This window comes from Paenibacillus camerounensis (genome assembly GCF_000723885.1).
GTDB lineage: Bacteria > Bacillota > Bacilli > Paenibacillales > Paenibacillaceae > Paenibacillus_AQ > Paenibacillus_AQ camerounensis.
The window spans coordinates 1-22473 of record NZ_CCDG010000086.1; the positions used below are offsets into that span (position 1 = coordinate 1).

General features: G+C 53.3%; 16 protein-coding genes. 4 read left to right on the top strand and 12 right to left on the bottom strand.

The features are described 5' to 3' along the window. Positions 1-179: 179 nt before the first annotated feature. Both BN3772_RS26925 and BN3772_RS26930 read right to left on the bottom strand, forming a co-directional pair. Positions 180-2369, bottom strand: coding sequence for a glycoside hydrolase family 2 (locus tag BN3772_RS26925; RefSeq protein ID WP_042203433.1), 2190 nt, complete (start codon positions 2367-2369; stop codon positions 180-182). 46 nt (positions 2370-2415) lie between these two features. Beyond that, the gene (locus tag BN3772_RS26930; protein ID WP_042203434.1) at positions 2416-5805 is read right to left on the bottom strand and encodes a DUF5107 domain-containing protein; all 3390 of its coding nucleotides are present in this window, start codon (positions 5803-5805) and stop codon (positions 2416-2418) included. Positions 5806-6031: 226 nt separating this feature from the next. Here BN3772_RS26930 and BN3772_RS26935 point away from each other — a divergent pair, with 226 nt between their 5' ends. After that, positions 6032-6928 (top strand): AraC family transcriptional regulator, encoded by an 897-nt coding sequence (locus tag BN3772_RS26935; RefSeq protein WP_052380718.1) that lies wholly within the window; start codon positions 6032-6034, stop codon positions 6926-6928. A 103-nt stretch (positions 6929-7031) separates the two neighbouring features. Here BN3772_RS26935 and BN3772_RS26940 read toward each other — a convergent pair whose 3' ends face one another. Beyond that, a complete protein-coding gene (locus BN3772_RS26940) occupies positions 7032-8735 on the bottom strand; it encodes an ABC transporter substrate-binding protein (protein WP_042203435.1) in 1704 nt (567 codons plus the stop codon). A 192-nt stretch (positions 8736-8927) separates the two neighbouring features. On the opposite strand from BN3772_RS26940, the gene BN3772_RS26945 reads away from it, so the two are divergent. Together BN3772_RS26945 and BN3772_RS26950 are read left to right on the top strand one after the other, a co-directional pair. Next, on the top strand, positions 8928-9785 hold the full coding sequence (locus BN3772_RS26945; RefSeq protein WP_042203436.1) for an AraC family transcriptional regulator: 858 nt from the start codon (positions 8928-8930) through the stop codon (positions 9783-9785). A gap of 778 nt (positions 9786-10563) precedes the next feature. Further along, positions 10564-11430 carry a GNAT family N-acetyltransferase gene (locus BN3772_RS26950; protein ID WP_042203437.1) on the top strand — a complete coding sequence of 289 codons (867 nt, stop codon included), beginning with the start codon at positions 10564-10566 and terminating at the stop codon, positions 11428-11430. 12 nt (positions 11431-11442) lie between these two features. On the opposite strand, the gene BN3772_RS26955 is transcribed toward BN3772_RS26950, so the two are convergent. The 4 genes from BN3772_RS26955 to BN3772_RS26970 form a co-directional block, all read right to left on the bottom strand. Continuing rightward, a complete protein-coding gene (locus tag BN3772_RS26955) occupies positions 11443-12972 on the bottom strand; it encodes a glycoside hydrolase family 43 protein (protein ID WP_042203439.1) in 1530 nt (509 codons plus the stop codon). Positions 12973-13231: 259 nt separating this feature from the next. Beyond that, complete coding sequence (locus tag BN3772_RS26960) at positions 13232-14221, bottom strand: glycoside hydrolase family 43 protein (protein WP_042203440.1); 990 nt, start codon at positions 14219-14221, stop codon at positions 13232-13234. 493 nt (positions 14222-14714) lie between these two features. Then, positions 14715-15818 carry a Gfo/Idh/MocA family protein gene (locus tag BN3772_RS26965; RefSeq protein WP_042203441.1) on the bottom strand — a complete coding sequence of 368 codons (1104 nt, stop codon included), beginning with the start codon at positions 15816-15818 and terminating at the stop codon, positions 14715-14717. Positions 15819-15865: 47 nt separating this feature from the next. Next, positions 15866-16525, bottom strand: a complete 660-nt coding sequence (locus BN3772_RS26970) for a ThuA domain-containing protein (protein ID WP_042203442.1) — start codon at positions 16523-16525, stop codon at positions 15866-15868. Positions 16526-16718: 193 nt separating this feature from the next. Between BN3772_RS26970 and BN3772_RS26975 the strand changes: the two genes are divergently transcribed. Beyond that, positions 16719-17558 carry a helix-turn-helix transcriptional regulator gene (locus BN3772_RS26975; RefSeq protein WP_042203443.1) on the top strand — a complete coding sequence of 280 codons (840 nt, stop codon included), beginning with the start codon at positions 16719-16721 and terminating at the stop codon, positions 17556-17558. A 217-nt stretch (positions 17559-17775) separates the two neighbouring features. Here BN3772_RS26975 and BN3772_RS26980 read toward each other — a convergent pair whose 3' ends face one another. The 5 genes from BN3772_RS26980 to BN3772_RS27000 are packed head-to-tail and all read right to left on the bottom strand — an operon-like array spanning position 17776 to position 22462. Then, entirely contained in the window at positions 17776-18522 is a 747-nt protein-coding gene (locus BN3772_RS26980; RefSeq protein WP_209443713.1) for a GntR family transcriptional regulator, read from the bottom strand. Beyond that, complete coding sequence (locus tag BN3772_RS26985; protein ID WP_042203445.1) at positions 18509-19522, bottom strand: sugar kinase; 1014 nt, start codon at positions 19520-19522, stop codon at positions 18509-18511. Before BN3772_RS26985 ends, BN3772_RS26980 begins: the two co-directional genes overlap by 14 nt. Next, positions 19515-20270 carry a 2-dehydro-3-deoxy-phosphogluconate aldolase gene (gene dagF / locus BN3772_RS26990; protein WP_042203446.1) on the bottom strand — a complete coding sequence of 252 codons (756 nt, stop codon included), beginning with the start codon at positions 20268-20270 and terminating at the stop codon, positions 19515-19517. The genes BN3772_RS26985 and dagF overlap by 8 nt, the downstream gene beginning before the upstream one ends. Continuing rightward, complete coding sequence (locus tag BN3772_RS26995; RefSeq protein ID WP_042203447.1) at positions 20263-21375, bottom strand: DgaE family pyridoxal phosphate-dependent ammonia lyase; 1113 nt, start codon at positions 21373-21375, stop codon at positions 20263-20265. Before BN3772_RS26995 ends, dagF begins: the two co-directional genes overlap by 8 nt. Continuing rightward, complete coding sequence (locus BN3772_RS27000) at positions 21353-22462, bottom strand: amidohydrolase/deacetylase family metallohydrolase (protein WP_042203448.1); 1110 nt, start codon at positions 22460-22462, stop codon at positions 21353-21355. Before BN3772_RS27000 ends, BN3772_RS26995 begins: the two co-directional genes overlap by 23 nt. Positions 22463-22473: the final 11 nt, after the last annotated feature.

A 22473-nucleotide genomic window follows, 5' to 3' on the forward strand; every position in this document is an offset into this window, starting at 1 on the left:
TTTCGCCGATCGGGCCACCTTGGCCCCATTCAGAGGCATTTTTGCCTCTCATTCGGCTAAATTACGCTAACGACAAAAAAGCCCATGAGAAGGTTAACCAACCGTTCTCATGGGCTTTCAACTTTCCTATCCATAAATCCTAGTTACTCAAAGTAACGCTACAAATCCAGTCAGTCGAGCTACAGCTGCAGCTCCAGCACACTGAAGCCGGTAGGACGGAGTATGGACAACGCCGCAGTACGGGCAGAACTTTCCTTACCTTCGCCTACACTGCCGGCACCCTCCTTACCTTCGCCTATACTACCGGCACCCTCCTTACCTTCGCCTACACTGCCGGCACCCTCCTTACCTTTGCCTACACTGCCAGCACCCTCCTTAACTTCTCCTGCAGTGGCAGAACCCTCCTTAGCTTCTCCTGCACGGACAGCACCTTCCTTACCTTCGCCTGCGCTGCCAGCACCATCGTTAGTTCCGCTGGCACTGCCGGTACCTTCCGGCAGCTCCACATACACCGTCCGCACCTCTCCCGGCGCCAGATCAGGAAGCTGCTGTGAGATCGTCTCACCGCCTGCTATAGCAGCGGACAAGCTGTAGCCTCTTACTGCATAGCTCGGAATGTCATTCCGGCACTCCAGCGTCAGCTCAAGCCCGCCGTTCTTCCATACCGGCTCTCCGGCAAGCACGAGCGGTGAAGACTCTTCCCGCAGAGCGGCATAGGAGGGCTTCGCCTGGTTATACAGATCAACAGAGCCATGGACTCTTTGCATGAACCGGCCGGTTCCCTCCTCACCCATCTGCGTGCGGTAATCGTTCAGACTGAAATAGATGAGCGCCGCAAACGCCGGATAACGCCGGTAAATCGCTGTTTTTTCCCGCAATATCCTTATTCTTCTGGCATCCCCGCCCTCAAAGGCAGGCTCGCACAGCCCGTATTCTGCTACAACGAGCGGCTTGTCCGGATGATCGGCGATGATCTGCCGGATGACCTCTTCCTCATCCAGATCACCGTGCCAGGTGCCGATATAGTCATTCCACATCAGCATATCGCCCGCCCCCGTAGCATCAGATGCCGGCTGAAGCTGCAGCGTATTACTTACATAGTTCACCAGCCGGGTTGAGTCAAGCTGCAGAAACTCCTCTTTAAGCTGCTCCATATATCCATTCGTTACCGCCGATTGACCATCCAGCTCGTTCCCCATTCCCCAGGCAAAGATACAAGGGTGATGTGAGTGGCTGGCAATCATTTCTTTGGCCTGGCTCAAAGCAAGCAGGCGGGTGTCCTTCCCCGGTTCTGCCGGCTGCTGCCAGTGCGGAATCTCCTCCTGGACCAGCAGGCCATTACGGTCGCACCAGTCCAGCAGCTCATTGCCCTGCTGCCAGTGGAAGCGGGTGATGATGCAGTTGGCTTCTTTCAGCCTGACCAGCATGGCTGTAAGCTCTTCTGCACCCTCTGCCATACCCGCCGCCGGATGTGAACCGGGCATCCACTCCACGCCCATCAGCCGGACCGGTTCCCGGTTAAGCAGCAGCTGGTGGCCCTCCACCACGATCTCCCGGAAGCCAAAGGAACGGACAATCCGGTCTTGAGCCCCGCCGCCGGCAGTCAGCACAAGCTCAAGCTCATACAGATGCGGATGGTCAAAATGCCATAGCTGCACTTCCTCCAGCCCGATCTCAGCAAAGCTCCAGGCCAAGGCCCCGGCCGCAATCTTCTCTGTTCCCTGCCAGATTACAGCTTCATTGCGGTACACCTTAATCTCCGCGTGGACAGCAGCTGCCGGCGGCTCACACAGCTTAATCTGTGCAGCTAACGTTCCGCCTGCAGGCTTGCCGTCGGCGCTGAAGTGGACCTTAGGCTCTACCCGCACCTGCTCTACCGCCGTGCTGCCCGTCACCACCAGCATTACCGGCCGGATCAGTCCGCCGTCATCCGCCCAATCGAAGCTGTTGCTCACAGGCAGAGCCGTATCACTGTTCCGGTTGTCCACTCTAATCACCAGTCTGTTGTTACCTCCGGCATGAATATACGGTGTAATATCGACTTCAAACGGCGTATAGCCCGAGTTGTAATGACTGCCGGCGAGTGTGCCGTTAACCCAGATATCCGTATCCCGGTAGGCCCCTTCAAAGAAAATCCGGAACCGGCGGCCGGCCCATTCCGCGGGAACCTCCAGCTGCTGCTCATACCAGCCTGCGCCGCGGAACTCCTCAAGCTCCTCCTGCACATTCCAGGTATGGGGAACGGAGACCGGAACAGGAGCCGGCAGGCCGCCGTTATGCCAGCCCTCCCGTTCGCCCTGGTTCTGAGGATCGGGCTGGAACTTCCAGCCCGAATCCAGTTTTGCTGTGTATCGCCCGCTGTTAATCAAAGCATCCGCAACCCTTCATGTGAGATATAATGGTCAACCGAAACGATTACTCTGCTGATTCTCTGCATAACCGGCTGTGGATCACAGCCCCCTGATGATTCGGCTCCAGCTCCAGCGCCTGCTCCAGCTCGGCACCGGCTTCTTCCGTACGGCCCAGTCCCAGCAGCCCCAGTCCGCGCATATACCGGCAGTGAATCACATTCCGGCGGTTCAGGTCATCCTCGAACACAAGGAAGTCAGGCAGGGATACCGCGAAGTAGTCAATTTTGATCTCGTCAAAAATATGCTTCTCCGCATAATCAATCAGCTTGTTGAACCGGCGCTTCGCTTCCTTCACGTTGCCAAGCTTATGCCAGGCCAGCCCTTGATAAAAGATCATTTCCGGCGGCTGGTCATTATAATACATCGCGCTCGACGGCTCCTCCAGCCCCTGCGAAGCAGTCCTGTAGCTCTCTGCAGCCAGCTGCTCCTGCCCAAGGCCTTCGTACGCCAGCCCTATATAATAGTAGATATTATTTTCCTGCGCCCCTTCAAGCTTGCCTTCTCCCAGATTCAGCGGATATACGAGTGCCTGCTGCAGATGGGCCAGCGCTTCCTCCTGGCGGCCCTCCTTGAGCAATTGCTTGCCAAGCTCGGTATGGGCAAATTTATATTGCCCGGTTACCTTGCCTTCTCCGCCTTCCCAAGGATGGAAATTCCGGGAATTCAGTGCCGCCAGCGCTTCATCGTACCGCTCCAGATTGTTAAGCAGCGTAACATATTCTACAAACAGATCATCCCGCTGCTCCACCTGGCTGCGCTTAGCCTCGAGGATATCCAGCCGCTCCTGTGCAGGCATGGCCAGCTTCTTGCGCAGCTGATCCAGTTCAAACAGAATCCGCACATCCTCCGGTGCGCAGGCATAGGCCTTCACCAGTGAATCCATCGCTGCCTGCGGATCACCCTGTTTGTTGTAATAGGCAAGGCCAAGATTACGGTGCACGGTTGCAAAGTCCCCGCGCAGCTCACGTGAACGCTCCCAGCCGGCAATCGCTTCTTCCGGACGTTTTTTATCATAGAAGAAGTTTCCAAGATAATAATGGGCCTTATCATCCTCCGGATTGGCCCGGACGGCGCTTTCCAGCAGATCCAGCTCGAACAGTGTATTAGGGAAGCAGTAGGTCGGGTCGGCAGACTGTCCGGCACGGCGCTGCGTCTCAGCCAAATCAGAGCGCCCGGCAAGGGCATACAGCTCATCCAGGGCATAATGGACCATCGGATACACAGTACCTTCGGCCGGAACAATTCTTAACCCCACTGCTATGGCTTCCTCCAGCAAGCCGCAGCCCATGTAATCGGCAATCAGATTCAGGTAGTTATGCGCATCATCGCGCATCAGCAGACGAAGCTCCGCCAGCACGCCCTCTGCAGCGGCTGCATCACCAAGTGCAGCAAGTGCCAGCGCCTGCTCATTATAAGCGCCGAAATCTGCAACATCGAGTCCGGTTGTCTCCTGTGCAAATGCCAGGACCTGCTCATGCCGGCCAAGCTTGCGCAGCATAGCCGCTTTCAGATCACGGGCCTTGTAGTTGCGTGAATTGCGGACCAGTGAGCGCTCAGCCAGATCCAGAGCTTCAGCATATTCACCCTTGATGCTTGCGATCTGGGCAAGTGAGAAGTAGCCGGCATCCTGCCAGGCAGCCGACCAGACCGCTTTGTGGAATGCGTTAAAGGCTTCGTCTAGCCGGTTCTGGCCGCGCAGTGCCACGCCCAGCTGGTAGTAGGCTTCGCTGTCGTACGGATTCGGATTTCTCCAGGTCAGCCGTTCAATCGCTGTGCGGAAATACGCTTCACTCTCACGGTACAGGCCGCGGCGCAGCAGGAGCGTTCCGTACGCCACATTCAGGCGGATATCGCCTCTATCGCGCTTTAAGCCTTCCAGGTAATAATCCTCCGGCTCAAAGGTGGCATGCCGGTACTGCTCCAGATGCAGACCTGCCAGGTACAGCTCTTCGGTGGAGCGCAGCTCATGCGGCTCAGCGAGCGGCTTGGCGGCATCCGGAACCTGTTCAATATCAGGGCGCTTCGGCTGATAAGCAATGAGGAGCCTGCCGTCAGCAGCTCTGACAGTCAGCTGCAGATCATGCTCCTGCTCACCCGCATCCAGCGTTACATTCTCCTTAAATACATCCTCGTCCTTCGGAGACAGCTGCACCGACCGCTCGATATACGTCCGGTTTGCTCCCTTCAGCACGATCGTAGCCTGCTCTATTAACGAAGTGGCATATGCCTGAACCTCAGCCCGCCCGGCTGCGGCATCCACCTCCAGATTAACCGCTGCTTCGATTGAAGCATTTTTAACAACGCCGATATTTTTGTAAGGCATAAAATACTGGGTAAAGGTCTTCTCCTCATAAGGCTGCAGCCAGGTAAAGTCAGGCTGGTTATCGGTATACACACCGGTCATCAGCTCAATATACGGTCCGTCCTCATCGGTCAGCTGGCGGTCCCAGGCCTGTCCGAACTCCCCGTTGCCCCAGGTCCATTGCTTTTTGCCAGGTGAAACATGATGGCTTGCTACATGCAGCAGTCCTGCCTGAACACCGTGATCGTAACCGCCCACGAAATTATAATCCGATTTGTAGGCCATATAAGAGGTTGGTACAGGAATGTTCTTGTAGCGGGATATATCTACGCCTTCCGAGTAATCCTGTTTATAATACGTTCCGGTAGCAATCGGAAAACGGGACACATCGCGTTTGCCGTGATCGAATACAGCCGTTACGTCCGGAGGGAATACAGATTGCGTATGGTCATTGACCGCTACCGCCGGGTTGGCCCACCATAGGAAGGTCTGCGGCTCCGCCGTCCGGTTATACAGCTGGGCATTGATCTCCAGGTAGGCTTTGCCGGGATACAGCTTGAACTCTGCCGTCACCTTGGTTCCGTACATCCGGTCAATTTCGCTTACCCAGACGGAGGCGCTTCCATCCTCTGACTGCCCGAACCGGTATTCTACCGGACCGAAGGTGTTGGGCCGGTGATGCTGCGGCCAGTTGAATTCAATGCCTCCGGAAATCCACGGCCCGGCCAGCCCTACCAGCGCAGGCTTAATCACCCTGTTATAATAGACGAAATCATAATTATTGGTTTTATCTAGTGCACGATAGATCCGGCCGCCGATTTCCGGCATAATCTCGATCCGCACATATTCATTCTCAAGGATGACCAGCTTGTAATTTTTATCAGCCTTCACATCCGAGATGGACTCAATTACGGGATGAGGATAGACTCTGCCGGTGCTTCCCTGATATACGCGTTTCTCCAGGAACATCGGATTCGGGTCCGCCTTTCCCGCTTCATACGTAGGAATAAGCACCTCTGATTCCCATACCTTCACCTGTTTTGCCGCTGCTGGACTTCCTCCGGGCGTATGAGTATTTATTGTTTGATTCATGTCTGCATTAGCCTCCCTTGCTTTTATAGTTCTACTTTAGCCTCCGGCGGTGAAGGTTCCAATTGACGAAATGCGGGAAGTGATGGATTATATTCATATTCGGCAAGTAGAAACGGCTACGCCGTCCTAAACAGGACGGTATCCGTTTCTGCGAGAAATATAAGGATCATTTTTAACGCGAAACATACAAATACTTATATTTCATGTAAAACAAGGAGGCTTACAAATGGCCGGCCGTTTGATACAGAAGCGTGAAGGCTTCACAGAGGAGAAGCTGTACGTTCTCCCCGATTACTGGATGAAGGAGCTGGAGCAGGAGGAGCTGACTTCAGACTTGTATGTCACCGATATCGGATACTTTCCCACCGCACAATATCATTACCGTGAGCGTCCTGAAGGGACCCCGGCGCATATTTTTATTTTTTGCGAGAGCGGTGAGGGCTGGCTGGAGCTTCGGGCCGGTGAGCGCATGCTGCTGCACGAAGGGGATATGGTGATTATTCCCCCGGATACCCCGCACCAATATGGTGCAACGGCAGAGAATCCCTGGAGCATCTACTGGTTTCATTTCAAAGGTGACCACGCCGCACGGCTTGTCCGGCTGTTCGGCCTGTCTGCAGCACCGCTCGCCCTTTCTCCCAGCGGAATAGCGCGGTTCACCGAGTGGTTCCACCCCGCCTATGAGCTGCTGGCCGAGCGGACCTACTCCCTGACCTCGCATGTTCATGTGGCGCAGACCACCCGGCAGCTCCTGTCCGGCATCGGTCTGAATACCAGCAAATCGGCGCAGGAGAAAAAACGGGAGCAATATCTGGAGCAGGCCATAAAGTACATGAACCAGCATCTGGAGGAATCAATCCGGCTAACGGATCTGGCCCGGCATGTCGGCTTGTCCCAGCAGCATCTGATTCACCTGTTCAATCTGGAGACCGGAGTTCCCCCGATCGAGTACTTTCTGCGGCTCAAAATCCAGCGGGCCGGCCAGCTGCTCGACCTTACGGAGCTCAGCATCAAGGAGGTCAGCTCGGCTGTCGGGATCAGCGACCCTTACTATTTTTCCCGACTGTTCAAAAAAATGTCCGGTTTCTCACCCTCCCGCTACCGCAGTATCCCGAAGGGCTGAGCCTTTACTGCAGACCATCCTCAGCCTGCGTACATAGGTATAAGTGCCGGACAACAGACAAGGGCCCTGCCGCTAATCCGGCAGAGCCCTCTTTTACCACATGCTATTTAACATCCTTACCGGTGAACAGCGACACTCTCGCTTTAACCAGCTCTGTATATTCCTTCTCCATCTTCTCGGCACCGGCCTTGTTTAGCTCGGCAATGAAATCATCGTAGATTTTATCAAATTCAGCCGGATTGGAAAGAATGGCTTCCGGAATCCGTTTTTGAACAATATCCTGTGTCTTCTGGTAGATGACCTGATAGTCGCCGTCCGTCGGTACAGGCATATTGTAGAGTGCGCCCCACTCTTTTACCGGAAATTCATCTTCGGCAGGGAACAGGTCCTTCCAGGTAGTTGCGTTATACGCGGCCAGGGATTCCTTCTCTGCATCCGAATATTCGGCCAGGATCTGCTCCGGGAAGTTGGTGGTGTAGTAGTTATCCGTAGAATCCTTCACACCGTCTCCATAACGGACTCCAAAAATAGAATACAAGCCGACGCCCGTATTTTTGGTGAAATTGCCAGCATCATTGACCTTTTGATCGAGAATATCGGCAGGCATCACCCGTTTTCCGTTCTCCATATTGTAGGTTTTGCCTTCGACACCCCAGTTTCTCAGCACCTGCCCTTCCTCCGAGGACAGCCAGTCCAGGAACTTGATCGCACGGACCGGATCTTCACAGGCGGTAGTAATGCTGATGCCGTAGCCGTCTACGCCGACAGCCTGCATCGCATGATCCTTGTATTCCTCACTCAGGGTAACCGGGAAATGCGCGTACGTATACTCGTCTTTGCCGGCAGACTTCAGGGCATTCTCCGCATCCTGGTACTCCCACTCCACTGAGCTGAGACCAAGCACGCGGCCGCTGGCAATTTTCGCTTTGTACTGGTCATCCTTTTGCACAAAAGAGTCCTTGTCGAGCAGCCCCTCATTGTACATGTGATTCAGCCAGCGGAAATACTCCTTCTCCTCCGGTTTTTTGTAGTGAAGCATCGTCTCATACGTCTCCGGGTTCACATAATACTCACCGTCATTGGCCCCGCCCGTCGTAATATCGCCCTGGTTGGTTACGGTAATCATGATCTTCCAGCCGTCGGCATTGAGTGTCATCGGGATGGTCGGCTGGCCGTCAGTCGTCGGGTGCTTGGCATAATATTCTTTGAGCACATTCTCATAATCCTTGACCGTTCTCACTTCCGGATAGCCGAGCTCCTTGAGCACCCGGTGCTGAATCTGGAAGCCGTTGGTCGCATCAAATTTCTGTTCGCCTACACCGACATTCGTCGGAATCGAGTAAATCGCTTCGTTGTCCTTGCTGTATTTCATCCGGTTCATGTTGCCTTCCATGACTTTTTTGATATTGGGCGCGTGCTTATCGATCAGATCGGTCAGATCAACAATGGCCTCCGCATCCACCAGCTTGCCGATCTCTCCCTTGGCGAAAATAATATCCGGGTAGTCGCCGCTTGCGGCCATCATGGAAATCCGGTCCTGCCCGCCTCCGCCGCCCACATCAAATTCCGCCTGCAGGGTAACACCGGTCTTCGCTATAATTTCTTTGCCTACATCGTCCTGCATGTTATTCCAGCTCGGGCTGGCATCTGCTCCAAAAAACGTAAAGGTCACCGGCTCCGTATCATTACCACTGTTCCCGTTCGTGCTGTCTGCTGCGTTGTTCCCGGAATTGCTGCAGCCGGCCGATACCAGCAGTAAGCCTGCCAGCAGAGCTGCCCCCAGCTTTTTCGATACCTTATGACTCATCTGATAAATCCCCCTTTAGCTCTAATCTGATGCATAAGCTTCTTGAATGCGGTTGCAAACATCATCGCCTATCAGCGCTGCTCTTGGTGATGCTCTCATTTTACTCCGCGCCTTTGGCCGGATACCTTGATTTTCAGGTCATAAAATAGCATTATATAGACACGAATGCTATATTCTCCGGGAGGTCCCTTTGTGAGTAATGTCTATTTGAACTGGTTCACTACAGATGAGCACTTCCCGTTCTTTATCCAATACGGCGGTCATGCGGAGGACATGTCCCTCCATAAGCATGCGGACTTCTCCGAACTGGTCATTGTGCTCAACGGACATGCGACCCATGTTGTCAACGATGAGGAATCCTTCATCAAAAAAGGCAATGTCTTCGTCATCAGCGGCGGCACTCCGCATGCTTATAAGGCCCCTTACGATTTCAAAATCTGCAACATCATGTACAAAGCCGAGATGCTGAAATCTGCAGGACCGGATCTCAGAACCCTGAACGGCTATCAGGCGCTGTTCGTGCTGGAGCCCTTTTACCGCAGCATCAACGGTTTCAAAAGCAAGCTGAATCTGCCGATCGCCAGCCTTGAGCATGTCTCCGCCTTCATCGCTGGAATGATCAAAGAATACGAGGAGAAGCAGCAGGGCTACCAGACGATGCTTGCCTCACGGTTCATGGAACTGGTGGTGTATCTGTCCAGGCACTATGAGAATCAGGAGGCCGGAACGGATAACAGCCTGATGCATCTGGCCAGCGCCATCTCCTACATCGAGGATCATTACCCTGAGCAGCTTACACTGGAGGATATCGCCGTGCAGTCGCGGATTTCGGTCAGGCATCTGAACCGCATCTTCCGTGCTTACTACCAGACGACTCCGATCGCCTACATCCAGCGCCTGCGGCTGGAGCTGGCCTGTACCCTGCTCCGCGGGAGCAGGCATTCCATTACGGAGATTTCCTACATGTGCGGCTTCAATGACAGCAATTATCTGACCCGCCAATTCAAAAAAGCCTACGGCATGTCGCCGAAGGCTTATAGGGGGAACTAATTCAAACTAATGTTTATCTTAAGGGCTTCGCCGTAACTCCAGAGAATATTTAGACTTCCGGCCGCTGTTGTCTACAGATTTCTCTGTTCTAACCGCTCTTCGCGGTAGAAATCCGCAGACAGCTTATGCTTCCGTAGCTAGCTTTTCTGCGAAAAGCTTTCAGGCGGACGCTCCTTAGGAAACAGCTGTAACTCGGTAGCGTAATGAATCAGGCTATTGTCCAACATCAAAGCTATTTTTCTGCTGGGGGAAGCAGAGATAATATCCTGTTAAACCAAATAAAGGCGGCAGCGTCCGCCTCTCCTTCTTCTCGGTGATGCACTTGCCCTGTTTCGCAGGTAATGGCACAGCATCATGAATGAGCCGGTTTGAAATAACTGTACTTTCTGCAACTAAACTAGGCTAATTAGCTTCGTTGCAGGTTTTAACTGCACTCTATACATTTATATCTGCCGAAAACGCCCCGAACCGGCTTTTTCGCGAAAAATAGATGCATAGAATACAGTTATCTCCTTGAAATGACTCAATTCACCTGTTTTAATTGCACAAACTACACTTAAAACTCATTTGGCTTCGAACCGACTGACCAAGGTTAGAGCTTTGGCAAGGGAGATCCATCCGCTGCTCAATGCTTTCAGGAGACGGTTTGTTAGTCTATTGATGACGTTCTATAGATATTAATTTTAGTAGGGCTTCGCCGTAACTCCATAGAATGTCAAGACTTCTGTAACGCAGAGCAACTCTGGATAGCGTCGAGCCGAAGAAAGGGTGTATTGGAATGCAGTTCAAGCTGTATACGGATGTGCATGAGTTTTACAAGGATACCTATGATGTGCTGATGCGTCATGAAGCGCAAAATTTAATTCCGCTTGGCAATATCATCATGGGGCATGAAGGAAAAGACAAGACAGACTGGCGTGACCCTGTCAATTGGCTGATGGCAACGATTGCGGATGACAAGGGCATACAGCTTACCGCCATAATGACACCGCCGCACAATATCACGCTCTATGCAACAGACAACAACATTAACCCGGAAGCTGTAAGCTGCCTGATAGACGGGCTGAACGACCGTGAAATTCCAGGTGTGACAACCGAAAAAACACTGGCAGAAGCTTTTGCCACAGAATATACCTTGCGCAAGGGAACAACCTATACAACAACAATGAGCCAGCGTATCTATGAACTGACAGCAGTAAATCCGGACATTCAAAAGCCCGGTACTGTTCGGTTGCTTGATAAAAAGGATATTCACTTTTTCCCATATTGGGCGGAAGCATTCTATGCAGCGGCGAGTTACGGCACAACAGAAATGTCCATCCCGCAAGAGGCGGCGCCTTACCTTTACCGGATTGAATCGAAAAAAATCTATATTTTGGAGGACAACGGGATACCCGTTTCTATGGCGGGATATACAAGGGTAATGCAGACGGCTGTTGGTGTGGCCTTTGTATATACCCCTCCATATGTGCGCGGCAAAGGATACGCTACTTCAATTGTGGCACAGATAAGCCAGCTTGCATTGGAAAAAGGATTTACCAAATGCGTCTTATATACAGACTTGGCAAATCCAACATCTAATAGCATCTATCAAAAAATGGGGTATACGCCCGTTTGTGATTCCCTTCAGTTACAATTTGAATAGTCTACTATAATTCTACTGGCTGTCCTGCTGCTCCGAGGGCTCATAATCAAACCAGTCAAAAGCTGCCGAAGCAGCTTGCCCCTCTGCAGAACCGGCAGCATACATAGCAATGAATACACCGGTAAAGCCTCCGGCAACCTCAGTGCTGAGCAGATGCGTCTCCCCCCAGCCAAGGTCTATCGTGCTGCCTTGTGCTGTCTGCAGTGAAGCAACTATTTTCTTTGGGAAAGCTTCGGCCCTCAGTTCAACGGAACCCTCCGGACAATCCCAGGCTTGTTCTGTCTGCAGGGACCCGATGGTTTTACGGAAAACTACCTTTTTGCGGCCATCTACTAGTGTTACGGCGAGATCATAATGATGCTTTTCGTTCATGAAGACTGTTAATCCGGCTTCCTCCCCCTCATGCTCCGGCTCATACTCCATCGCCGCCGCGATGCTGCAGGAGAAATGACTAAGTCTGCGGCCGACAAAAGCCGGGGCACCGGCATTACTTAGATTGGTCTTATGCCCGTGAAGCACCAGATACCCCGGGCGCTCCTGTAAAGACCAGCTGCCTTCCAGGGGATTGCGCAAAAAGGTCCAGCCGAAGCCCAGCTGGTTCTCGTTGAAATCGTCTCTGACCGGGGATTCCGGCCATACAGTCTGCGGCAGCTCCGGCGCTTCCATCTGCGGATCAACATGTGTATCGCGGCCGAATACCGGCCAGCCCTCTTCTGTCCAGGTGACAGGAGCCAGATAGACCTCGCGGCCAAGATGATGCGCCTTCGGATAGGCAACCGGCCTGATGCCAAGGCATACCGCCCACCAGCTGCCGTCTTGGGCCTCGATCAGATCAGCGTGTCCGGTAGCCTGGATGCTGCTGTCCATACTCCGGTTAGTCAGCACCGGATTGTGCGGACAGGGCTCAAACGGCCCGTAAGGCTGCCGGCTTCTCGCAATCGTCTCCATATGCCCGTATTCGGTGCCGCCTTCTGCGATCATGAGATAATACCAGCCGTCGATCCTGTAGAGATGCGGAGCCTCCGGGTGTGCGCCTCCGGTGCCTCTCCAGATAAACCGGCTCTCTGTCAGCATAGCTCCGGTTTCAATATTAATCTCACACTGGTAGATGGCATGTCCCTCAGTCCCGTTACACGACGACTGGAAGTATACGCGGCCGTCATTATCGAACAGGAGGGAAGGGTCGATGCCGCCCTGCTTGACCGGAATAGGGGCTGACCACGGCCCTTCCGGATTCCTGGTTTTGACATAGAAATTGCCGACTCCGCTGACGTTGGTAGTGACCATATAGAACCAGCCGTCATGATAACGGATCGTCGGGGCGAATATACCGCCTGAGCTCCAAGCGTTCGCCAGCGGCAGCTGCTCAGGCGTGGTCAGGCAATGGCCAATCTGCCGCCAATGGACCAGGTCCTTACTATGGAAAACCGGTACCCCCGGAAAATACTCAAAGGTACTGGTAACCAAATAATAATCATCATTAACCCGGCATATGCTGGGATCGGGATGGAACCCGGGGATTACGGGGTTGCTGTATTGCATCGGCTGCACTCCTGTCCAATTGCTTGTTATTGTGTTTTTATTGTAACGGGCGGCACCGGCATGAAACCTTAAGTTTCAAGTCATCAATTAGGAGGATACGGACATCCAGATCACAGACCGGTCCCGCCCTGGAATGATAACGCTGCGTATACAGCCCCCTTTTATCCGGCAGCTCTCCCGCCCTTTTCTGAGCAAAAAGCACAAGACCCTTGAAGACACTGGTTCTTGTGCTTTATTTTGGCGCTATAAGGGTTACCTGTTATTCTCCGGCAGGGTAAGGATCGATCGTCTGAATGGTTCCATCCTCGTTATATTTCAGCTCCGTATATTTCACGCAGCGCTTGTGGTTCACACCTTCCGACAAGGAGCTGTCATGATAGAACAGGTACCATTTATCTTCAAACTGGACGATGGAATGGTGTGTGGTCCAGCCGATGACCGGAGTAAGAATGGTACCTTTAAAAGTGAATGGTCCAAGCGGGCTGCGGCTGATGCCGTACACCAGCTTATGCGTCGAACCTGTCGAGTAGGACAGGTAGTAATAGCCGTTATATTTGTGAACCCACGGTCCTTCAAAATATCTCCGCTCCTCATCGCCGGCAGTAATCGGATTACCCTCCCCGTCGATGATCGAAATCTCCTGCAGCTCGTCTGCAAAAGAGAGCATGTCCCCGCTTAGCTTAGCTACGCGCGGCCCGATTGCCGGCTGGTCTGCAGGCGGCCCTTCGGTCTGCTCCGGCTGGAAGCTGCCGGTCTGCCACTTCTCCAGCTGGCCTCCCCACAGTCCTCCAAAGTAAATATAGGCCTGATCATCCTCGTCCACCAACACTGCAGGGTCAATGCTGTAGCTGCCTTGGATATAATCTGGCTCAGCCTTGAACGGTCCGGCCGGAGACGGAGAGGTAGCTACGCCAATTCTGAAGATTCCGTCCTTGTCCCGCGCCGGAAAGTACAGATAATACTGGTTGTTCTTGTACGCCGCATCCGGCGCCCACATCTGAGCCGAAGCCCATGGCACATCTCTCAGATGCAGCGCTTCCCCATGATCCACAGCAGGCGAATCGAAGTTATCCAGCGACAGCACATGGTAATCCTCCATTTTATACTGGTCGCCGTTATCATTATCCGGACCGTCATGGTCCAGGTCATGTGACGGGTAGATATAGATTTTATTCTCAAATACATGGGCGGACGGATCTGCAGTATAAATATGGGTGACTAGCGGTTGGTTAGGTTTAACGCTGCTCATGATTTTTGACTCCTTTAACGTTGTAGTTTGGCGTGTGAAGCCGGGGAGATACAGTAAGTGCTGGTTACCACTTAAGTCGGCGGTTTGTAACAATCTGAGATTGCCACTATTGCTAGTTACGATAATCGGGATCTGACAACATTGCTGTCTTTGATCACTGCGCCAGCCATTGTAAATACTGCCGCGTTTCTGCGAACGCTTACATAATATTACCTAATTTTACTCTGTTCGCGTGCCCATTCCTATACACAAACTAAAGAACCTTCCACCAAAAATTATGGATGATGTGCTGATAAGCAAAAAAATTCGTAAACCGGCTGCCAATAGCTCCATTCAGTGGGATTTTCCCCACTATTGCCACGCAAACCAGCCGACCGCTGCACATTTAGTGGGATTTTTCCCGCTGTCCCTTCCTGCAGGCCCGACTCAGCCAAAAAAATCTGGCCGCAGCCCCAAAGGAGCTGCAGACAAGATCTTTAGCAACCTATAACCACTAGCTAATGTAGCCCTTGATCAGCCCGAGCGGCAGCGGTCTTGGCTGCTCGCAGCTGGTGGCGAGCTCTGCGTAACGCTTCGTATCCGAGCTGGTGTGGAAGGCGTGCATAATCTCCAGTACGTGGTTAGCCAGCTCGCCGCTCGCACGCGGACGGTTGCCGCTAGTGATGCAGTCCGCGATATCCGCTACGCCGATCCCCCGGCTGTTAACCGCATAATTATGCACCAGCGGGATTTCCATGAAGCCGGCGCCGCCCGCCGGCTTCAGCAGGACCGGCCCGCCAAAGGTGTTGGGATCAGGAACAATCAAAGTTCCCCGGGTGCCATAGATTTCGATGCGCGGCAGCGTGCTGTCCCATACATCGAAGCTTGTAATCATTGTTGCAACAGCTCCGCTGGCAAATTGCACTGTTCCGGCGACATGTGTCGGTACCTCGACATCAATCTGCTTGCCGAATTTCTTTTCACTGGTAATGGTCCGCTGGGCAAAGGATGTCTTGGTCATACCCGCAACCGTTACAGCCGGACCCAGCAGCGATACGAGTGCCGTGAGATAGTAAGGCCCCATGTCGAACATTGGCCCGCCGCCTGCCTGATAATAAAATTCCGGGTCCGGATGCCAGCTCTCATGTCCGTGACAGACCATGAAGGCCGAAGCAGCTACAGGCTCACCGATAAATCCGTCGTCAATCAGCTTGCGGCAGGTCTGGATACCCGCCCCCAGGAAAGTATCCGGTGCGCAGCCGAGCATCAGTCCTTTTTCCGCAGCCAGATCTACAAGCTCCTGCCCGTGCTCCAGCGCAAGCGACAGCGGCTTCTCAACGTAGACATGCTTACCGGACAGCAGCGCCTGCTTGCATACTTCGAAATGTCCCTTTGGCGTAGTCAGATTGACGACAATCTGAATGTCCGGCGAAGCGAGCAGCTCCTCCGTAGTCCATACATTCGGCACACCGTATTTCTCCGCAGCTTCCTCTGCCCGCTCCTTAAATACATCCGCGCAGGCATAAACCTCCGTATTGACAAACAGCTTCGTCAGATTCTCAAAATAAATCCCGCTTATATTCCCGCAGCCGACAATCCCGACCTTTACCTTATCCAACGCAATCCCACCTGTTCATTGTTAAGTTTAATTGCACATCTGCAGCTCTATCTCGCCGCCCACACAAACCCTCTGCGCATCAGTTCCTTCGCTTCCGGAATGTCGAAGATATCCGCATGGTGACCCAGCGAGTTGTAGAATACGCGGCCTTCGCCCCATTTCTTGGTGTACACAACCGGCACGGTAATTACGCCATTGGCGGAATGTGGGCCCTCGCTGACTGGAAACGTTGTGGTCGCCAGCACGTCAATGCATGGATCAACATGCAGGTAATACTGCTCCGACTTTACTTGGAAATCCTTAATTCCCTCGATAAGCGGACTGGAGCTGGACGACACCATGTTGACCACATAATCAACACCGTCATTGAACGGATGGGCTACCCATTGTGATCCGGTCATAAATTGCCATTCCACACTGTTGCGGAACGAGTCGCACATCCCGCCGTGACAGCCGGCGATCCCTACACCTGCGGCAACTGCCTTTAGCACAGGCTGCAGCTGCTCGTTGCTGATCTCGCCCATGGTCCAGATCGGAACGATCAGGCTGAGGCCAAGCAGCTTTTCCTCATCCTTGAAGCTGTCCAGTGTGTCGGAAATCTCAACTTCAAAGCCTTCCGCCTTCAACAGTTCCGCGAATATTTCCGATACCTGCACCGGCTCATGCCCGTCCCAGCCGCCTCTTACAATCAATGCTTTTTTTGCCATGTCTATATGCTCCTTTATAATTTCTATAATTGCCTTCAACCTGCGTTGTCCTCACCAGTTCCCTTTCATTGTAATGCAAGCGCTCTCGAACGGCTCGTCATTTTCATTGCCCGTATGGTCATTTTTTGCTATTATCTAATAAAATCTTACCGGCAGCACCAGTCGGTGCGCCTGCTTCCAAAGGAGCTGTTGTATGAAGGCTTTTCACGAAAACCGCATGTACCCTTCCCATTTGCCGTTCAGCTCCTGGCAGGTGAGTAACATTCATTTTTTGGCACATTGGCATACCGATCTGGAGTTTGTGTATGTACGCGAGGGGTCTATCCGGGTGGGGATTAATCTGGAGAGCCGTGTGCTCCACAAGGGGGACATGGCCTTTTGCAGCAGCGGGGACATTCATTATTACGACAGCTCTGACCGCGAATCGGTCATCCAGCTGGTTATCTTTAACCCCCAGCTGATCTCAAGTCCCGGCGGCTGGCCGAAGGATGTGCGGCTGACAGCCCCTTTTATCTGCAATGGGAGCCTCGACCAGACAGACCTTGCAGCCTCCGGGATGGCCGATATCCCCAGACTTATGCTTCAGCTGGAGCGTGAGCTTAACGGTGGACTGCCTCATTACGAGCAGATTATTACCGGCCAGCTGAACGAGCTCTGCGGGCTCTTGCTGCGCCATCTTCCCTCTGAACCCGCCGATCAGAAAAAAGACCTGCGGCGGTTGAGCAGCATGAAGGTGATGCAGAACGTACTCGATTACCTGGAAGACAACTATGCCGAGGTTATAACGCTGGAGGATGCGGCAAGGCGGGCTGAAATGAGCCTGTTCTATTTCTCCAGGTTCTTCAAAAGCACTACCGGTATGAGCTACATCTCGTACCTGAACCATATCCGGGTCAACAAAGCAGAAGAGATGCTGCTGAACAGCGGCAAGCCGATTATCGACATCGCCCTGGACTGCGGGTTTACAAATGTCCGGACCTTCAACCGGGTATTCAAGCAATTCAGGAACAATACGCCGTCAAGCTACCGGTGAGACGGGCCGAACCTTTTCTGAAATGAACGGAAAATCCAGTACCAAAAACTGAATCTGCCGCAATAGATCGTGCAGCAGAATTCCGGTCATTCATTGGTTTAGGCCTACCGGGAACTTGCGGTTTTCAACTCCAATCTGTATAAAAAGGACCCCCGCTGCAGCCAGCGGGAGTCCGGAGAAATGATACTTTTATTAGTGTTACCTCAATACGTCAGTCTCACGTATCATAACTGACCAGGTAATGATGAAGCTCCGTATTATAGCAGCCGATGCTGTGTTCGATCAGCCGGCCTTCCCCGTCGTAGGAGTTGCGCAGGCGTTTGAGCACATGCGTCCCCGGCGGGAGACCAAGCAGATTACATACCTCAGGAGGTGCCGGTTCCACAAAAAAACGGTCCTTAAAGTTCTCAAGTACAATGTCGTTCTCCTCCAGAGAGTCATACAGCGACTGGATATCATCACCTATGTTTTTGGCGTCCCCATCCGGCAGCGCGTCTGCTGTAAGGAAATGTATGAGATGAATGTAAGGCTGCCCGTTCAGAATATAGAGCCGTTCGATCCGCTGGCAATACGGGCCGCAGAGATCATATTCCTCCGAGCCGTCATCGTTTGTAATGAGCTTAGATGCCAGCAGTTTTTTTTCCAGCTTATGGCCCTCTTCGACGAGCAGCTCTGTAAATCTTTTGCCCTTGGAAAGCTTCTGATAAGAGGTATTGCGCATAACAATCGTGCCAACGCCGCTTTTTTTCTGTACATAACCTTCCCGGGACAGCTCCTGGACCGCACCGCGGACCGTCATTTTGCTGACACCGAATTCCTTTTCCAGCTGCGGCTCGGAAGGGATAATGCTCCCCAGAGGGTAGACACCGTGCAGAATGCGGTCTTTAAGGATTTTTTGAATCTGCTGATATAAAGGGCCTTGCTTGCGTTTCAGGGACACGCGCCGTTCACTACCTTTCAACATCTAAGGTATGGTCTGACATCGCCCGCACCACTTCAGCCTCGGTAAAAAGCGCCGTATCGCCTTGCACGGTGTGGGCCAGCATTGCTGCCGCCGCTGCCAGGTTCACGGTATGCTGATGCGGGTACTGCTGCAGTTCCCCATGAATGACGGCACTGGCAAAGGCATCGCCGGCGCCAATCCGGTCAAACACAGGAAAGGTCAGCTTACGGGAGAATTCGAACGTACCTTGATGATAAATATATCCGGTTAAGGAATGCGTATTATCAGCGTTAATCTCACGGTGCGTTCCCGCTGCCGTTCCGATTCCGAAGCGTTCGGCCACTTCAGGAATGGCCTGCTTCAACTGTGTTATTCTATCATATTCTCCCGTACCTGTGCCAAGGATAAACTGCGCATCCTTCTCATTCATCATCACGGTATCCGCCAGCGTAAGCAAATCCTCATAATGCCGCCGGGCCTTGGTATAGCCGTCTGTTCCCCATAGTGCAGGCCGGTAATTGCAGTCAAAAACGACCTTGCCTCCGGCGCGTTTCACCTCTGCAGCGAGCTGCTTCATCTGTCTGCGTACTTCTTCATTCATGGCCAGCGTAATGCCGCATAAATGTAGTACATCCACACTGGCGGCAAGTCCGCTCATATTATAGCTGTCTGCTTCGGCCGTATTAAAGCTGCTGCCCAGCCGGTCTGTGTAGGTGACTCTGCCGGGGCGGGCGCCGAAACCATTTTCCAGAAAATACATTCCCAGATGCCTGCCGCCCCTGCTGATCAGTGACGTATTCACTCCGAGCTTGCGCAGGTAAGCGATAGCCGCTTCACCAACAGGCGTTTCCGGCAGGGTAGTTATGAGGGCACCGTTATGGCCATACCGGGCCAGTGCCGCCGTTACATTAACTCCGGTCCCGGAAAAAGAGTATTCCAGTCTGCTGCTCTGGACCAGCGTTTCATAGCCCGGAACCTGCAGCCGCATCATTACTTCGCCAAATGCAGCGACCCTAGGCATACTGGTCCACCAGCGATTTCATCATATCGAGCAGTCTGCGGACATCCTCGACATTCGTATTCCCGGTCTGCGGATCAATAATCGAGGAATAGACATGCGGAATTACCTGCGGCACCCCTGCCTGAAGGGCAATTTCCAGAATCGGTCCGAAATTATCCATATCAATTCCGCCCGTAGGCTCAAGGGCAAACCCGGCTTCTCCGCAGGCCTTGGCAACCGCACGGTATTCTTCTTCCAGCTTCAGTCCCTGCATCGGGAAATACTTCAGCGCATTACCGCCCATATCACGTACCAGAGCAATGGCAGCTTCAACCGGAACGATAGCTTGCCGGCCGGCTCCCGAGCTGACCGGGCCGGTCGATATATTTAGATAGCCCGGCTTGCCGCAGGGGGAAACCAGGCTGTTGATCCAGCTGTCCCCGGCTCCCAGATTAGCGCGGGTTGCCCCGACTGCCGGAAATACCTGATTGATGTGGCTGCCGGGATAGCTTTTGGCAATCTCCGCTACCACTGCTGCCTGGCGGTTATCTCCCGCTCCCAGTCCGATGGACACGGCATCCTCGATCGCCTGGCCGTATTGAATCATAGCAGCCGCAGCTTCCTCTGCAGTCGGATAATTTTTGGAGAGCACACCTACCAGGACATGCCCTTCTGCTGCCGCAAATACATCCCTGGCATTCTCAATGCTGCCGGCCAGCACATTAAGTGCGGCTCTGTTCTTATATAAACGCTGCTGGATATTACTCATTACGGTCGCCCCCTGCAATCTCGCTTATTCTGCATACAATAATCTGAAGATCGTCTCCCTGCAGAGATCTTGGATCGATATCAAAATACCCCTGCTTTACGCCATAGTCCCGCGTATATACCGCAATCTCACCTTCACGCAGACTGTCATTGACGGTCTTGGCATCCACTCCGGCAGCGGCGGCATCAATCTGGATGCGGCCGCGGAATATTGCCCGGCCTGCTTCATCCTGCACGATGCGGACAGATACTCCGGCGAGCTCTTCCAGCGGCTTAAGCGCCTCCAGCGCCTGCTTCTCCGCCCCGCTGTTGTCAGCCCTGTCCTGGTATTCATCCAGTGCCTGAAGCAGTCCGAAGGTTGTCTCCTTGCCGACCTTCATGCTGCGGCCGATCCCGTGAAGCTGGACTTTCAGCCATTCAATGTATTTCTTTTTGCCGGCGACAATGCCTGAAGTCGGACCTTCAACAGCCTTGGAACCGCTGTAGATAGCCAGGTCGGAATACCGGACATATTTGTGCAGATCCTCTTCCGCCGCCGCATCGACGATCAGCGGCACTCCCCTGCGCTCTGCAACCTCCCAGGCCTCTTCAACGGAAATCATGTTCTTCTGGACGGCATGATGGGATTTCACATAGAGGATGGCTGCGGTTCGCTCACCGATGGCCTGTTCAATATGCTCTTTGCGGCCTTCGTTGGCGTATCCGGCCTCCACCACCCGGCCCCCCCCAAGAAATACCATCGTTTCTACCGGAGCCCCGTATTGCACATTATGGCCCTTCAGCATAATAATCTCGTTCTTCAGTACCGGCTCCTGATGCAGCCTCAGGCTAAGGCGCGGATCACCGCCGGTGACGATGGCCGCTACCGACAGCGCAATCCCGCTGGATGCCGAATTTACGACTGCCGCCCCTTCAGAGCCGAGCAGCCGGGCAATATACTCTCCGGATTTATCCACCAGGTCGGCAATTTCCACATACTTCTGTCCGCCCTGCTTCATCGCCTCCATGACTGTATCCGTTGGAGCGGACACTCCCAGAATGCTCATTCTTCCGCTGGCATTGATAACGCGCTTCAATCCGTATCTAGCATGTAATGAGTGATCCATTTGTATAGACTCCTTTAGCCTCAATATAGTGGTGTGCGACCCGGACCTCGCCTTCCGAGTCTCTCAGTCGCTTCTCTCCCGCCTCTACTGCAAATAGGGTCAGGTTGGCCTGCTGCCCTACTCTGATTCCGGCAAGCTCTTTCTTGCCCAGCCACTCTGCAGCATTGCTTGTAACCGCACGGATGACCTCCTCCAGATTGTAGCCGAGACAGAGAAACTTCGTCAGCACGTCCGACATACTGTACACCGGTCCGTTCAGACGGTTGCCCCGGTAAATATCTGTACTGATGGTATTCAGCGCAATGCCGGATTTTTTCGCCTGCTCAGCGATCCGGAAGGAGAAGCTTGCAGTACCATGTCCGACATCCAGATGAACCCCGCGGGCAGCTGCATCCAGCAGTCCTTGCAGCGGTGTGCCGTCCGTATGGAACAGGTTATTGGCCTTGCCGTTAAGGTAATGGGTGATCACATCGCCCGGCTGCAGCAGCTCAAGCACTTCGGAAATAGCCGGCGGAGCAGAACCGATATGTACCATGAGGGGAAGCCCGGTATCCTCCGACAGTCTGCGTGCCAGCTTGAGCGGCTGAATACCGCTGTCTTTGACGACACTTTGGCTGATGCGCGCTTTCAGGCCGACAATGAAATCAGGATAAGCCTGTACCGCCTCCGCCGCTTTGGGCAGGTCAATCCACTCCAGCCGCGACAGCTCATCCGTCCGTTCCAGACCAATGCGTGAAATATTCAAGAAAGCAAATACCTGTGTAGCCGCCTTCAGACTCTCCTTATAAAAAAGTCCGATCCGGTCTGCACCGCAGCTTCCGGCATCGACCAGCGCCGTTACCCCTCGCTTCACACCGATTTCATCAATCTCATCGCCATAGGGGTCAAAGTCAGGTACGGCATGCACATGCAGATCAATCCACCCGCTTGATACATATAGTCCCGAACAATCCTGCCCGGTTTCTCCTTCAGCCTGGCCTGGCGGTGTAATAGCAGTGATGATACCGTCCCGGATGGTGATATCCACCATCTGCCCGTCCACAAGCTGCAAATTGCGCAGCACATTCTCTGTGCCCACTTCTCCCATCTCCTCATTGA

Coding starts and splice junctions, on each gene's coding strand:
- dagF (WP_042203446.1), bottom strand. CDS start 20,270: ATGAGTAATATCCAGCAGCGTTTATATAAGAACAGAGCCGCACTTAAT.
- BN3772_RS26985 (WP_042203445.1), bottom strand. CDS start 19,522: ATGCCTAGGGTCGCTGCATTTGGCGAAGTAATGATGCGGCTGCAGGTT.
- BN3772_RS26940 (WP_042203435.1), bottom strand. CDS start 8,735: ATGAGTCATAAGGTATCGAAAAAGCTGGGGGCAGCTCTGCTGGCAGGC.
- BN3772_RS26980 (WP_209443713.1), bottom strand. CDS start 18,522: ATGTTGAAAGGTAGTGAACGGCGCGTGTCCCTGAAACGCAAGCAAGGC.
- BN3772_RS26930 (WP_042203434.1), bottom strand. CDS start 5,805: ATGAATCAAACAATAAATACTCATACGCCCGGAGGAAGTCCAGCAGCG.
- BN3772_RS26970 (WP_042203442.1), bottom strand. CDS start 16,525: ATGGCAAAAAAAGCATTGATTGTAAGAGGCGGCTGGGACGGGCATGAG.
- BN3772_RS26995 (WP_042203447.1), bottom strand. CDS start 21,375: ATGGATCACTCATTACATGCTAGATACGGATTGAAGCGCGTTATCAAT.
- BN3772_RS26950 (WP_042203437.1), top strand. CDS start 10,564: ATGCAGTTCAAGCTGTATACGGATGTGCATGAGTTTTACAAGGATACC.
- BN3772_RS27000 (WP_042203448.1), bottom strand. CDS start 22,462: ATGGGAGAAGTGGGCACAGAGAATGTGCTGCGCAATTTGCAGCTTGTG.
- BN3772_RS26935 (WP_052380718.1), top strand. CDS start 6,032: ATGGCCGGCCGTTTGATACAGAAGCGTGAAGGCTTCACAGAGGAGAAG.
- BN3772_RS26975 (WP_042203443.1), top strand. CDS start 16,719: ATGAAGGCTTTTCACGAAAACCGCATGTACCCTTCCCATTTGCCGTTC.
- BN3772_RS26960 (WP_042203440.1), bottom strand. CDS start 14,221: ATGAGCAGCGTTAAACCTAACCAACCGCTAGTCACCCATATTTATACT.
- BN3772_RS26955 (WP_042203439.1), bottom strand. CDS start 12,972: ATGCAATACAGCAACCCCGTAATCCCCGGGTTCCATCCCGATCCCAGC.